This window comes from Xanthomonas cucurbitae (genome assembly GCF_002939885.1).
Lineage (GTDB): Bacteria > Pseudomonadota > Gammaproteobacteria > Xanthomonadales > Xanthomonadaceae > Xanthomonas > Xanthomonas cucurbitae.
On record NZ_MDED01000011.1, the window covers coordinates 32,854 to 46,792 of the forward strand.

Below are 13,939 nucleotides of genomic sequence, written 5' to 3' on the forward strand. Positions count from 1 at the left end.
GGCCAGTTCCACTCCTTGGTACGACATCGACCTGCCGCTGCGTACAGCGGGCAGGTCCAAAAAAAAGCGCGCCACCGTGGAGGGTCGGTGGCGCGCCGGTACTACATCAGAACTTGAAGTTCAGCTGGGCCTGGTAGCCGCGGCCGTTCTTGTAGAACGCCGTGGGGGTACTGCGGGTGTTGCTGAACAGGCGGTAGGTGGAATCCAGCAGGTTGGTCGCGCCGAAGGTCAGACCCATGTAGTCGGTGATCTGATACGAAGCGGTCAGGTCCAGCTGCTTGTAGCTGTCTGCGAAATCCTGCGAGGCCAGGCGACCGATCTGGGTGAAGTACTTCGAGCGGTAGCTGTAGTTCACACGCACCATCCAGTCGCCGTGTTCCCAGTAGGGGATCACGTTGTAGGTGTCGCGCGACAGGTACGGCAGGTTCAAGCCGGAGCTGGAATCGGATTCGGCAAACGTGTAGTTGGCCTGGATACCAAAGCCCAGACCCAGCGACTGCTGGTAGTTGACCGACACGCCCTTGACCTTGGCATCGGACACGTTGACCGGCGTGGTCACCTGGTAGATGCCCGACACTGCCGGCGGCGCCGGATTGAGCTGCTGGCTGACCGTGGTGTTGACGATGTAGGAGCCGATATCGCGATAGAACACTTCACCGGACAACATGCTTGACGGTGCGAAATACCACTCGGCCGCCAGATCGTAGTTGGTCGATTCGTACGGCTTCAGGTCCGGGTTGCCGCCGCCGGCCGTCAGGTCACCGGTACCACTGTTGATGGTGAACGAACCAGCTAGATCGCCGTAGCGCGGACGCGCAATGACCTTGGCTGCCGAAAAGCGCAGCACGGTGTCGTCGGTCATGTCGTAGGCGAGGTTGAAGCTGGGCAGCGCCTTGCGATAGTCGTTGGTCTCTGCAACGCGATTGAAGTTCGCGCCACCATCCTGGCTTTGCCAGAATTCGGACTTGTTGGTGGTATCGACCAGACGCACGCCGAGGTTGCCGCGCCACTTGCCGGTTTCGTAGTTCAACTGCGTGTAGAAATTCTGGGTGATTTCCTTCACATCGAACGAGGAGCCGAAGTCGGTGCGGTACGGGCCCTGCGGTTGAGCGAGCAGGTAGCGGCGCACGGTTTCCAGGTTAGCCGTCGGCCAGGTGGTGAGGTCGCCGCTGGCACCCAGGCCGTCGTACAAGCCACTCGGCGTGGTGCCCGGGCTGAACTGCGTCAGCGAGATCGGGTCGGTGGTGTTGATGCGATTACCACGCGCTTCCACCCCGTTGTTGTGGTTGATGTACTTGTAGCCGAACTGCAGCTTGGTGAACGGGCCCCATTCCAGGTCGCGTGCGGCATCCCACTGGAAGTATTTTTCCTCGTCCTTGCTCTTCTGATAGAAGATGCCGCCCGCCTGCATGGCGCTGGGATCCTGTGAACCGGCAGCAAGCCCTGCGGGCGAGCCGGGCAGCGTCCAGTTGGCCGCACCGCCGTTGTCGTAGTTCACGGCAGTGTTGCGGCCGTCGAAGGCATAGTTGTAGCCGCCGTCGGCCATCAGGAACTTCATCAGGTATTCGGGGTTCTTGCCGCCGGTCGCTGCGGTGTAACCGCCCTGGGTGGTGAAGACCCATTTTTCACCCAGCCAGTCGTGGCGCAGGTTCAGGCTCTTGGTGGTGACGGTGCTCTCGCGGTAGTTGGCATCCAGCTGCGCATACGGCTGGCCAGCAGCGCCGTCGCTGACGGTGGCCGAGGTGACTACGCCGTCCTGCACATTGGCGCGGGTGACCTTGCGCAGATCGTCGTTGCAGGCCGGGCAGACATACCGCGACTGGCTGAAGTTGTTGTATTCGCCCTTGATGTACAGGCCGGTCAGGTTGAATTCGTTCTGCTCGTCCGGCTTCCACTGCAACGCACCCTGCAGGCCGCTGCGCTGGCGGGTCTGCTGGAAGAATGCGCTGTTGATGCCGGCAGGCACGCGGGCGGTGGCCACATTGCTGCCGTCGCCGGTGATGGTGGCCGTCGGCGGGATGTTGGCGCCGGTGGTGTAGCCGAAGTACTCGATACCGGCGCGCGCCAGGTCCTGCTTGTCGTGCGTGGCGGAGATCAACGCACCGAAGGTTTCGTCGTCGTTCTTCCAGCTCCACAGCGCCGACCCGCGCGGATTGCCTTCTTTCGAGCGGTCGTTGTAGTTGTAGCCGATCGAACCGCGGATGGTGTTCTTGGGCAGGTCCAGCGGCTTGCGGGTATGCACGATCACGGTGCCGCCGATCGAGCCTTCGTCGATGCGTGCTTCCGGGGTCTTGTAGACCTCCATCAGGCCGATGATTTCCGGCGACAGCAGGGTGTAGTTGAAGGTGCGGCCGCTGGTGTCGGTCGGGTTGCCGCCCCAGTCGCCCGAGGCGATGGTCTGGCCGTTGAGCAGCACGCGGTTCAATGCCGGGTCGGTGCCGTTGATGCTGACCTTTTCGCCTTCGCCGAACTGGCGGTCGACGCTGATGCCAGGCAGGTGCGACAGCGATTCGGCCGCGTTGATGTCCGGGAACTTTCCAATGTCCTCGGCGCTGATCGCATCGACGATGGAGTTGGCCGAGCGCTTGACCGCCTGGCTCTTCTCCAGCGACGCGCGGTAGCCGGTGACGGTGATGGTGTCGAGTTCGGTCGTGGCCGATGGCGCGTTGGCTTGTGCCGATTGCTCTTGCCCGGCAGCCATTGCAGAGCCGGAGCAGTACAGAGCGGCGGTGATACAGAGTGCTAATGTCGTGGTGCGGCTGTGCATGGCTAAACCTCGTTGGTTGGTGCTGTGAGCGCGCGGCCTGCAAGAGGCGTCACGCGCTCGGCGTGGCTGGCAAAACAACACATCCGGACCGATCGCGGTGGTCGAACACAGCATCTGCAGGTGACGGCAGATGCGTCGATTCGCGTGGTAGAGGACGTGTCCCCCGTGTGGTGAAGCGATGGAGCGAATGCGACCTCAGCGAGCCGGACGTCGTGATGACGCACGCCCCACGAATCTGGAACAGGCAGGTAAGGGAAGAGCCGTTCTTCAGCACCGAACAGTCCGTGGCCCCTCCTGCCAGAACCCCGATTTGCGGCGAGTCTCGCGTAGCGCTGACAGCGTTGTCAACACATCGTCACAGATCTCTGAAATGGCTGCGATTGCGCTGCAATGCAGCATTTTGACTGCAGGATCGCAGCAGCGTCCAACCCGCCTCGTGGCGGCAGCGACGAGGTGCTCGGCAACGCCGCAGGCGCCCTCAACGCCGGATTTTTGGCGCTCCGATCAGTGCCGCTGGTTTGTGCCCGGATCGGCGTGATCGATGCGGCTTTTTCATGGATGATGGGTGGCGCGGAGGGAAATGCCAGGCGTGGCGCGCCACAGTTGCGTTACAACGGGATTACTGACAACGTTGTCTACCCGCGACCGTTCGTTGGACCGGGAGTGACCTCGGTCTGCAGTTACTGAACAGGAGAATGCGTGAGCGCAATCAGCCCAATGGAAGCGGTGGCTTTTCCGCATCCCGACACCTTCGTTGCCGCAGACGTGGGAGGCACGCATGTGCGCCTGGCACTGGTGTGCGAAAGCGCCGATGCGCGCAAGCCGGTGACGGTGCTGGACTATCGCAAGTACCGCTGCGCCGACTACCCGGGCCTGGCCGAGATCATGTCCGCATTCTTTGCCGAACTGCGCTGTGCGCCAGTGCGGCGCGGGGTGATCGCCAGTGCCGGCTTCGCGCTGGAAGATGGCAGCGTGATTACCGCAAACCTGCCCTGGACGCTGGCGCCGGAGCAGATCCGTCGGCAGCTTGGCATGCACGCGCTGCATCTGGTCAACGATTTCGAAGCCGTCGCCTACGCAGCCAACTACATGTCCGGCAACCAGGTGCTGCAGCTGTCGGGGCCGCCGCAAGGCGCGCCGGGCCCGGCGTTGGTGCTGGGGCCCGGCACCGGGCTGGGTGCGGCGGTCTGGATTCCGAACGGCGCCCATCCGGTGGTGTTGCCGACCGAAGCCGGGCACGCGGCGCTGGCCGCCGCCAGCGACCTGGAGGTGGCCTTGCTGCAGGAGTTGCGCCGCACGCGCAGGCATGTCGGGACCGAGACATTGTTATCCGGGCCCGGCCTGTTGACGCTCTACACCGCACTGGCCGCCGTGCGCGGTCAGCCGACCGTGCATGCCGACCCGGCCGACGTCACTGCCGCGGCGTTGCGCGGCGACGACGTGCTTGCGCGCGATGCGCTACAGGCATTTTGCGGCTTCATGGGGAGCGTGGTCGGCGACATGATGCTGTTGTATGGCATTCGCAGTGGGGTGTATCTGGCGGGCGGCTTCCTGCCGCAGATTGCCAATTTCATTGCCACCAGCGATTTCGTCACCCGCCTGCTCGACAAGGGCGCGCTGCGCCCGGCGCTGGAGCAGGTGCCAGTGCGCATCGTCGAACACGGCCAGCTAGGTGTGATCGGCGCAGCCAGCTGGTTCCTGCAACACGGCCGCTGAGTCCATGCACCCGTAGGAGCGCACCCGGGCGCGACCAGGCTTTCCCAGTAACGCCCGTCGCGCTCAGGCGCGCTCCTACGGGCGTTTGCGCGTCCGGCCCGGTCTGCAGATCCATCCCTGCCCATGCCCGGAACATTGCGCCGCAATCAGCGGCCCAGCAGTCGCCAACGACCCCGGCACCCGTAGGAGCGCACCCGGGCGCGACCAGGCTTTCCCGGTAACGCCCGTCGCGCTCGGGCGCGCTCCTACGGGCGTTTGCGCGTCCGTCCCGGTCTGCAGATCCATCCTTGCCCATGCCCGGAACATTGCGCCGTAGTCAGCGGCCCAGCAGTCGCCAACGACCCCTGCACCCGTAGGAGCGCACCCGGGCGCGACCAGGCTTTCCCAGTAACGCCCGTCGCGCTCAGGCGCGCTCCTACGGGCATTTGCGCGTCCGGCCCGGTCTGCAGACCCATCCCTGCCCATGCCCGGAACATTGCGCCGTAGTCAGCGGCCCAGCAGTCGCCAACGACCCCGGCACCCGTAGGAGCGCACCCGGGCGCGACCAGCTTTCCCAGTAACGCCCGTCGCGCTCAGGCGCGCTCCTACGGGCGTTTGCGCGTCCGGCCCGGTCTGCAGATCCATCCCTGCCCATGCCCGGAACATTGCGCCGTAGTCAGCGGCCCAGCAGTCGCCAACGACCCCTGCACCCGTAGGAGCGCACCCGGGCGCGACCAGCTTTCCCAGTAACGCCCGTCGCGCTCAGGCGCGCTCCTACGGGCGCTCGTGCCAATTCCGCGATGGAGGGAGGTCCTACAGATCCCCAAATCGCGATTGCAGCGCCGCAATCGCGGCCAGTCCGGCGGTCTCGGTGCGCAGGATGCGCGGGCCCAGCTGCAGGCCGCTGAAGCCAGCCGCCGCCAGAGTGGCGCGATCGCGCGACGACCAGCCGCCCTCCGGCCCGATCGCCACTACCATGTGCTGGCCGGTGCCTGCGGACAGCGTGCCCAGGCGATGGTCGCCTTGCGGGTCCAGGGTCAGCCGCAGCGCCTGCGCATCGCAGGCCTGCGCGGCGTCTTGCAGGCCACGTGGCGCTGCCAGATCCGGAATGCGCGCGCGGCCGGATTGCTCGCACGCGGACACCACCACGCTGCGCCAATGCGCCACGCGTTTTTCCAGGCGCGCCGCCTCCAGTTTGACCTCGGTGCGCTCGGCATTGACTGGCACGATGGCCGCAACGCCCAGCTCGGTCGCCTTCTGCAGGATCAGGTCCATCTTCTCGCCGCGGGCGATGCCCTGCAGCAGGGTGATCCGCAACGGCGATTCGTTGTGCCGCGGCTCGACACGCACGATGAGCGCACGCGCCTCGCGCTTGCCGGCCACGCTGATGCGGGCGTGGTAATCGCTGCCGTCGCCATTGAACAGGATGCAGGCATCACCCTCGCGTAGCCGCAGCACGCGCAGCAGGTGATTGGCGGACTCTTCGGGCAGGGTGACGTCCTGGTCGCACTGCAGTGGCAGTGCCACGTGCGAGCGGGTCAGGCGCATGCTACGGCCTCCTCGATGGCGTGGCGGGTGGTGGCCGCCAGCAATGCAAGTTGCGCCTGGTCCACGCAGTACGGCGGCATCCAGTACAACACGTCGCCCAGCGGCCGCAGCACCACGCCACGTGCCAGCGCTGCGCGATAGGCCTTCAACCCCACCCGCGCGGCTGCAGGGAAGGGCGTGCGCTTGTCGCCGCCCTGGGTCAGCTCGAACGCCACGATCATGCCGGCCTGGCGCACGTCCGCCACCGCCGGATGTTCGCCAATCTGCGCAGCGAGCGTGGCCATGTGGGCGGCGGTGTGCTGGTTGCGCGCAATCACGTCGTCGTCGGCGAAGATCTGCAGGGTCGCCAATGCGGCCGCGCATGCGAGTGGATTACCGGTGTAGCTGTGCGAATGCAGGAACGCGCGTTCGCGCGAATCGTCCAGGAACGCGTCGTACAGCTGTTGCGTGGCCAGCACCGCCGCCAACGGCAGGAAGCCGCCGGTCAGGCCCTTGGACAGGCACAGCAGGTCGGGCATCACCCCGGCCTGCTCGCAGGCGAACAAGGTGCCGGTGCGGCCGAAGCCGGAGGCGATCTCGTCGGCGATCAGGAACACGCCATGCGCGTCGCATAGCTCGCGGGCACGGCGCAGATAGGCTGGGTGATACATGCGCATGCCGCCGGCGCACTGCACGCGCGGCTCCAGGATCAGCGCGCAGATCTCGCCGGGCGAGCGCTCCAACAGCGCTTGCAACGCATCGGCCGCCTGCAGCGCATGCTCCTCCGCGCTCTGGCCGGGCTCGGCCAGGTAGGCATCGGGCGAGGGCGCAAAGATCGATTCGAGCAGCAGCGGTGCGTAGACGCGCCGGTACAGGGGAATATCGCCCACCGACAGCGCGCCGATGGTCTCGCCGTGGTAGCCGTTTTCCAGCGCGATGAAGCGCGTGCGGCCGTGCTCGCCGCGGTTGTGGAAATAATGGAAGGCCATCTTCAAGGCCACCTCCACCCCGGCCGAGCCATTGTCGGCATAGAACACCTTGGACAGCGGCGCACGCCCGTGCTGGCGTGGCGCAAGCGCCAGCAGGCGTTCGGCCAGCTGCACTGCCGGGGCATGCGTGAAGCCGGCCAGCATTACCTGCTCCAGCGTCCCGGCCTGCTGCGCGATGGCCGCGCCAATGCGTGGTTCGGCATGACCGAACAGGTTGGTCCACCAGCTGCTGACCGCATCCAGATAGCGGCGGCCGTCATGGCCGACCAGCCAGGCACCCTCGCCGCGGGCGATCGGTATCAGCGGCAAGGTGTGCGGGTGCTCGCGCATCTGCGTGCAGGGATGCCAGACCACCGCAAGATCGCGTTGTCGCCACTGATCTGCAGCTTCGGAGGCGATCGGGTCTGCTAGGATTTCGGGTTCATGAATATGTCGATGCATTCCCCCATTCTATCGGCCCCCTTCGCGGCTGCGTGTCCCGCATGAGCCCGCGCCTGCCGATCATCCACAAGACCACCGATCTGGGCGAAGGACCGTTCCGTCGCCAGCAGCTGGATCTGGAATTTTCCAACGGCCAGCGCCGCATCTACGAACGCCAGCTCAGCCAGGGGCATGGCGCGGTGGTGGTGGTACCGATGCTGGACGAGAAGACCGTGCTGCTGGTGCGCGAGTACGCCGCTGGCGTGCACCGCTACGAGCTGGGCCTGGTCAAGGGCCGTATCGATGCCGGCGAAACGCCGGTGCAGGCCGCCGACCGCGAACTCAAGGAAGAGGCCGGCTACGGCGCACGCCAGTTGCAGGTGCTGCGCGCCATGACGCTCGCTCCTACTTATATGAGTCACCAATCCTGGCTGGTGCTGGCGCGCGAGCTGTATCCCGAACGCCTGCCCGGCGACGAACCGGAAGAGATGGAAGTGATCCCCTGGCCACTGGCCCGCCTGGACGAGCTGATGCTGCGCGAAGACTTCTCCGAAGGCCGCTCGCTGGCGGCACTGTTCATTGCGCGCGAATGGTTGGAGCGCAACCCATGATCCGCATCCCGATGGAGTTGCGCGAAACGGTGATCGCCATCGCCCGCGAGGCGGGCGAGGCCATCATGCAGGTCTACGCGCAGGACTTCGCGGTGGAGATCAAGGACGATGCCAGCCCGCTGACCCAGGCCGACCTGGCCGCCAATCGCGTCATCGTCGAAGGGTTGCGCCGGATCACCCCGGACGTACCGGTGCTGTCGGAGGAATCGGCGCATGTGGCCTGGGCCGATCGCCAGTACTGGACCAGCTACTGGCTGGTCGATCCGCTGGATGGCACCCGCGAATTCGTCAAGCGCAATGGCGAGTTCAGCGTCAATATTGCGCTGATCCACATGGGGGCGCCGGTGCTGGGCGTGGTGCAGGCACCGGTCGATGGCCGGGTCTGGTATGCCGCGCGCGGCGAAAACGCCTACCGCCGCGATGGCGATCGCGACGAGATGCTGCAGACGTGCACACCAGCGGCCACGCCATTACGGGTGGCCGCCAGCCGCTCGCACCGCGACGCGCGCACCGCCGCTGCGCTGGAGCGCATGGGCGAGATCGAGGTGGTGGCGCAGGGCTCGTCGTTGAAGTTCTGCCGTCTCGCCGAAGGCGATCTGGATGTGTATCCGCGCTTCGGTCCTACTTCCGAATGGGACACGGCCGCCGGCCAATGCGTCTTGCATGCTGCCGGCGGTGTGCTGCTGGCTGGGGACAGCGGCAAGCCGTTCCGCTACAACCGCCGCGACACCTTGCTCAACGGCGACTTCATTGCGCTGGGCGACCCCAATCTGCCATGGCGCGATTGGCTGGCATGAGCATGCCCACCGGTCGTGCGCGTGCCGCATGGCCGGTGGGCAGGGCCGTCATCGGCTGACCGCTACACTTCGGTGGCTTCCCTGCGTGGCATCGGCTGCGGCGATCGGTGATGCAGCGCACCGCGCCAGCCGATCGCGGCTGGCACCTTCTCCCGCATCGCGTTTCAGGAATCCAGCATGTCCCAGACTCCCTCCACCGGCGATCTCCAGGGCCTGTTGCAGCTGATGGCTCGCCTGCGCGACCGCACGCATGGGTGCCCCTGGGATGTGCAGCAGACCTTCGCCAGCATCGCTCCGTACACTATCGAAGAGGCCTACGAAGTGGCCGACGCGATCGATCGCAACGACCTGCCGGGGTTGCGCGACGAGCTGGGCGACCTGTTGCTGCAGGTGGTCTTCCACGCGCAGATGGCAGCCGAGCAGGGCGCGTTCGGGTTTGCCGATGTGGTGGCCACGCTCAGCGACAAGCTGGTGCGTCGCCATCCGCACGTCTTCGCGAGTCAGGCAGCCGACGACGCGCGGGCGGTCAGCGCCAATTGGGAGCAGATCAAGCGCGACGAACGCCGCGCCGCCGGACACCAGGACGACTCGGCGCTTGCCGGCATCGCTCGCGGCCTGCCGGAGTGGCAGCGCTCCACCAAGCTGCAGTCGCGTGCGGCGCGGGTCGGTTTCGATTGGCCGGGCCCGGCGCCGGTACTGGAGAAGCTGCAGGAAGAAATCGAGGAACTGCGGGTGGAATTCGCGCGCGGCCCGGTGGCCGACAACCAGGCGCGCCTGGAAGACGAACTCGGTGATGTGCTGTTCGTCTGCGCCAATCTGGCGCGGCATGCCAAGGTCGACGTGGGCGCCGCGCTGCGGCATGCCAACCTGAAATTCGAACGCCGCTTCCGCGCGATGGAAGCCCGCGCGCAGGCGCAAGGCACGGCACTGGACGCGCTGTCGTTGAGCGCGCAGGAAGCCTTGTGGCAACAGGTCAAGCGGGACGAAGCGGCCGCAGCGACGATGCCCGATACCGACCCTGCGACACGCCGATGAATTCCGCACTGGGCACCGTGCTGCTGTTCGTCGCCACCGCCGTGGCCGAGCTGGTGGGCTGCTACCTTCCTTATGTATGGCTGCGCAGGGGCGGCAGTGCGTGGTTGCTGCTGCCCACCGCGTTGAGCCTTGCGCTGTTCGTGTGGTTGTTGAGCCTGCATCCCACCGCCAGCGGGCGTACCTACGCCGCCTACGGCGGGGTCTACATCGCCAGTGCGCTGTTGTGGTTGTGGTGGGTGGACCGCATCACGCCCACCCGCTGGGACCTGCTCGGCGCCGGCTGCTGCCTGCTGGGCATGGCGGTCATCATGTTCGCGCCACGCAACGCTTGAGCCGGGTAGGTGCCGGTCGTACGCGCCGGCGTGCGGCGGCATGCTGCGTGCCACGCAGTGTTGTCCGTTGCCGCCATTGGCGATGCGGGCGGCGGGTGCATACTCCGCGCAGGACCGACTCGTCATCGCAAAGGGGCTGCACATGTTTCCAACTTCGTTTCTGGCCATCGCCGTGCTGGTTGCCGGCGTCATCGTGTTGTTCAAGACCGTGCGCATGGTGCCGCAGGGATTCCAGTGGACGGTGGAGCGCTTCGGCCGCTATACCCACACCATGAGCCCGGGGCTGCACTTCCTGATGCCGGTGGTCTACGGCGTGGGCCGCAAGATCAACATGATGGAACAGGTGCTGGACGTGCCCAGCCAGGACGTCATCACCAAGGACAACGCCGTGGTGCGCGTGGACGGGGTGGTGTTCTTCCAGGTGCTGGACGCGGCCAAGGCCGCCTATGAGGTCTCCAACCTGGAAATCGCCTCGATCGCGCTGGTGCAGACCAACATCCGCACCGTGATCGGCTCGATGGACCTGGACGAATCGCTGAGCCAGCGCGAAACCATCAACGCCCAGCTGTTGAGCGTGGTCGACCAGGCCACCAACCCGTGGGGCATCAAAGTCACCCGCATCGAGATCCGCGATATCCAGCCGCCGCGCGACCTGATCGATTCGATGGCGCGGCAGATGAAGGCCGAGCGCGAAAAGCGCGCGCAGATTCTGGAAGCCGAAGGCTCGCGGCAATCGGAGATCCTGCGTGCCGATGGCGAGAAGCAGGCCGCCGTGCTCGAAGCCGAAGGCCGCAAGGAAGCCGCCTTCCGCGACGCCGAAGCGCGCGAGCGCCTGGCCGAGGCCGAAGCCCGCGCCACCCAGGTGGTGTCCGATGCGATCGCCAACGGCAGCGTGCAGGCGATCAATTACTTCGTCGCACAGAAGTATGTGGAGGCGTTCAAGGCGCTGGCCACCGCGCCCAATCAGAAGTTCGTGCTGATGCCGATGGAATCCAGCGGCATCATCGGCTCGATCGCCGGTATCGCCGAGCTGGCGAAGGACGCGCTGACCAAGTCCGATACCGCCGGCGTACGCGTGCCGCCGATGCCGCCGCGCGCGGGAGTCTGAGCCATGCGTTGGGATGTGGTGGTGTGGGCGGTGCTGGCGCTGCTGTTGATCGCCGCCGAGACCTTGGTGCCCGGCGCATTCCTGTTGTGGATGGGGATTGCCGCGGCGGTGGTGTGCGTGCTGGTGCTCGCGCTGCCGGGCATGTCGCTGCTGGTGCAGATCGTGGCATTCGTGCTGCTCAGCTTCGCGTCGGTGCAGGTCTATCGCACCTGGTTTCGTGGCAAGGGGCGGCAGAGCGACCGTCCCTTGCTCAACCGGCGCGCCGAACAATTGATCGGCCGTCGCGTGCTGCTCGATCAGCCCATCCACGATGGCCGTGGTCGTGCCAAGGTCGACGACGCGTTCTGGGTGGTCAGCGGTCCGGAGCTGCCGGCCGGCGCAACGGTGCGGATCGTCGGCGTGGATGGCATGACCTTGCTGGTGGAAGCGGCTGGCTGATCGTCGGGAAGGCTTGCGCAGTGCGTAGTGCCGTCTTGCATGCTGCAGTGCGGCGTAATGGCACCGGGTGCGCGCAAGCGCTGCATACGTTCCCCGCAAGCCCGGCCGGGCGGCGATAATGGGCGTCTTTCCCTTGGACCGGCGCTCATGACCCAGAAGACCATCCTCAACGACACCCATCGTGCGCTCGGCGCCAAGATGGTCGACTTCGGCGGCTGGGACATGCCGATCCACTACGGCTCGCAGATCAACGAACACCATCAGGTGCGTCGCGACGCCGGCATGTTCGACGTCAGCCACATGACCGTGGTCGACCTGCACGGCGCGCGCGTGCGCGAGTTCCTGCGTTACCTGCTCGCCAACTCGGTGGACAAGCTCAAGGTCGCCGGCAAGGCGCTGTACACCTGCATGCTCAACCCGCAGGGCGGCGTCATCGACGATCTCATCGTCTACTTCATGCGCGAGGATTTCTTCCGTCTGGTGGTCAATGCCGCCACCCGCGAAAAGGACCTGCAGTGGATCGGCGCGCAGGCCGCACGCTTCGACGTGCAAGTGGAAGAGCGCGGCGACTTCGCCATGGTGGCGGTACAGGGCCCCAACGCGCGTGCCAAGGTCATCGAGTTGCTTGACCCGGCCGACACCGCGGCTGCCAGCAAGCTCGGCCGTTTCGCCGCGCTGCAGACGCGCTCGCGCGACGGCATTGCATTGTTCGTTGCACGTACCGGTTACACCGGCGAAGACGGTTTCGAAATCGTGCTGCCGCAGGACGCGGCGGTCGCGTTCTGGAATGCGCTGCTCGCGCAGGGCGTCACGCCGGCCGGCCTGGGCGCGCGCGACACGCTGCGATTGGAGGCGGGCATGAATCTTTACGGGCAGGACATGGATGACACGGTCAGTCCGTACGAGGCCGCGCTGGCCTGGACGATCGCGCTGGATGAAGGCCGTGACTTCATCGGCCGCGAGGTGCTTGCCTCGCAAAAGGCGCAGGGCGCCCCGCGCCAGATGATCGGCGTGGTGATGGACGAGAAGGGCGTGCTGCGGCACGGCCAGAGCGTGCTCACTGCGGCCGGCCAGGGCGAGATCCTGTCCGGCACCTTCTCGCCCACGCTGGGCAAGGCGATCGCCTTCGCACGCGTGCCGGCCGGCAGCATCGACGACCTGCGCGTGGACATTCGTGGCCGCCAGGTGCCCTTGCGCGCGGTGAAGTTTCCGTTCGTGCGCGAAGGCCAGGCGCAGCCCGGCGTGCTCGGCGACTGAGCCGGGTGATGCCGGCTGCAGCCGGCCGGCATCATGCAACCGCATGCACCCCAGCCATGCAGACGCGCGTGCACCTGTCTCACCGCGCGGTCTAAACTAGCCACCTGTCCCCAACCCCAGTTTCCCCGGAGCACACCCATGAGCGAGATTCCTGGCGACCTCAAGTTCCTCAAATCCCACGAGTGGGCCCGCGTCGAAAGCAACGGCCGCGTGACCGTCGGTATCTCCGACCATGCGCAGGGCTTGCTGGGCGACCTGGTCTACGTCGAACTGCCGGGCGTCGGTGACACCGTGCAGGTCGGCAACGGCGCGGCGGTGGTCGAGTCGGTCAAGGCCGCTTCGGACGTGTATAGCCCGGTCAGCGGAACCGTGGTGGAGGTCAACAGCGCGTTGAGCGACAAGCCGGAAACCATCAACGAAGACGCCTACGGCGAGGGTTGGATCTTCGTCGTCGAGATCGACGACAAGGACCAGCTCAACGACCTGCTGGCGCCGGACGACTATGCCGAGCTGCTTGAAGACGACGACCACTGATCCGGTTTTGGTCTGTCGCAACGCCATGGCCGCTCAGTGAGCGGCCATTTTTTTGGCGGAAGGGCGGCGGGTTCCGGCGCGCGTGGACGCCGCTGCGCGTGTCGAGCGACAGGGTTGGTCGATGGTCGGCGCAGCATCTTTCGACCGCCGCTGGCGTAACGCCGAGTGGTGTGCCGGGCGTCATGCATTGCGGCGCGTGCCGGTAGCGTTCCCGATCCGCGCCTGCAGCGCGATTGCCGGGTGAGTCGTTTGTGAGGATGCAGTGCGCGCACTGCGAGCGCCTGATCGGCAGGCTTCGACGTTGCAGTCGATCGCGCCGCTTACCTTGTCGCGCACGCGCATCGACGCATGCATGGCGATCAAAGCGCGCGATAAGTTTGCGCATTTCCACTGGTGCGACGCCGGAAGTGCAGTCGCTGCCAAAAAAAT

At 66.1% G+C, this 13,939-nt stretch carries 12 protein-coding genes and 1 pseudogene; 10 read left to right on the forward strand and 3 right to left on the reverse strand.

All coding sequences use genetic code 11. From position 1 onward, the window contains the following. Positions 1–106: 106 nt before the first annotated feature. Entirely contained in the window at positions 107–2,767 is a 2,661-nt protein-coding gene (locus XcuCFBP2542_RS07775; RefSeq protein ID WP_104603032.1) for a TonB-dependent receptor, read from the reverse strand. A 390-nt stretch (positions 2,768–3,157) separates the two neighbouring features. Here XcuCFBP2542_RS07775 and XcuCFBP2542_RS19335 point away from each other — a divergent pair, with 390 nt between their 5' ends. Beyond that, on the forward strand, positions 3,158–3,454 hold the full coding sequence (locus XcuCFBP2542_RS19335) for a hypothetical protein (RefSeq protein ID WP_146090313.1): 297 nt from the start codon (positions 3,158–3,160) through the stop codon (positions 3,452–3,454). 12 nt (positions 3,455–3,466) lie between these two features. Continuing rightward, positions 3,467–4,483 carry a glucokinase family protein gene (locus XcuCFBP2542_RS07780; RefSeq protein WP_104603033.1) on the forward strand — a complete coding sequence of 339 codons (1,017 nt, stop codon included), beginning with the start codon at positions 3,467–3,469 and terminating at the stop codon, positions 4,481–4,483. A gap of 792 nt (positions 4,484–5,275) precedes the next feature. Here XcuCFBP2542_RS07780 and XcuCFBP2542_RS07785 read toward each other — a convergent pair. Both XcuCFBP2542_RS07785 and bioA read right to left on the reverse strand, forming a co-directional pair. Next, complete coding sequence (locus XcuCFBP2542_RS07785) at positions 5,276–6,010, reverse strand: 16S rRNA (uracil(1498)-N(3))-methyltransferase (RefSeq protein ID WP_104603034.1); 735 nt, start codon at positions 6,008–6,010, stop codon at positions 5,276–5,278. Further along, positions 6,001–7,419, reverse strand: a complete 1,419-nt coding sequence (gene bioA / locus XcuCFBP2542_RS07790) for an adenosylmethionine--8-amino-7-oxononanoate transaminase (protein WP_104603035.1) — start codon at positions 7,417–7,419, stop codon at positions 6,001–6,003. The genes XcuCFBP2542_RS07785 and bioA overlap by 10 nt, the downstream gene beginning before the upstream one ends. A gap of 41 nt (positions 7,420–7,460) precedes the next feature. Between bioA and nudE the strand changes: the two genes are divergently transcribed. The 8 genes and pseudogenes from nudE (at position 7,461) to gcvH (ending at position 13,510) form a co-directional block, all read left to right on the forward strand. Next, on the forward strand, positions 7,461–8,009 hold the full coding sequence (nudE, locus tag XcuCFBP2542_RS07795; RefSeq protein WP_167526921.1) for an ADP compounds hydrolase NudE: 549 nt from the start codon (positions 7,461–7,463) through the stop codon (positions 8,007–8,009). After that, positions 8,006–8,806 (forward strand): 3'(2'),5'-bisphosphate nucleotidase CysQ, encoded by an 801-nt coding sequence (cysQ, locus tag XcuCFBP2542_RS07800; protein WP_104603037.1) that lies wholly within the window; start codon positions 8,006–8,008, stop codon positions 8,804–8,806. Before nudE ends, cysQ begins: the two co-directional genes overlap by 4 nt. 177 nt (positions 8,807–8,983) lie before the next feature. Further along, positions 8,984–9,793, forward strand: a pseudogene (mazG, locus tag XcuCFBP2542_RS07805) (nucleoside triphosphate pyrophosphohydrolase); the annotation flags it as partial. A gap of 44 nt (positions 9,794–9,837) precedes the next feature. Continuing rightward, the gene (locus tag XcuCFBP2542_RS07810; RefSeq protein ID WP_104603038.1) at positions 9,838–10,173 is read left to right on the forward strand and encodes a YnfA family protein; all 336 of its coding nucleotides are present in this window, start codon (positions 9,838–9,840) and stop codon (positions 10,171–10,173) included. Between the two features lie 142 nt (positions 10,174–10,315). After that, positions 10,316–11,281: an SPFH domain-containing protein gene (locus XcuCFBP2542_RS07815; protein ID WP_104603039.1), complete on the forward strand. Its 966-nt coding sequence runs from the start codon at positions 10,316–10,318 to the stop codon at positions 11,279–11,281. A gap of 3 nt (positions 11,282–11,284) precedes the next feature. After that, complete coding sequence (locus XcuCFBP2542_RS07820; protein WP_104603040.1) at positions 11,285–11,719, forward strand: NfeD family protein; 435 nt, start codon at positions 11,285–11,287, stop codon at positions 11,717–11,719. Positions 11,720–11,866: 147 nt separating this feature from the next. Continuing rightward, complete coding sequence (gcvT, locus tag XcuCFBP2542_RS07825) at positions 11,867–12,976, forward strand: glycine cleavage system aminomethyltransferase GcvT (protein WP_104603041.1); 1,110 nt, start codon at positions 11,867–11,869, stop codon at positions 12,974–12,976. A gap of 138 nt (positions 12,977–13,114) precedes the next feature. Further along, positions 13,115–13,510: a glycine cleavage system protein GcvH gene (gcvH, locus tag XcuCFBP2542_RS07830; RefSeq protein WP_104603042.1), complete on the forward strand. Its 396-nt coding sequence runs from the start codon at positions 13,115–13,117 to the stop codon at positions 13,508–13,510. Positions 13,511–13,939 lie beyond the last annotated feature (429 nt).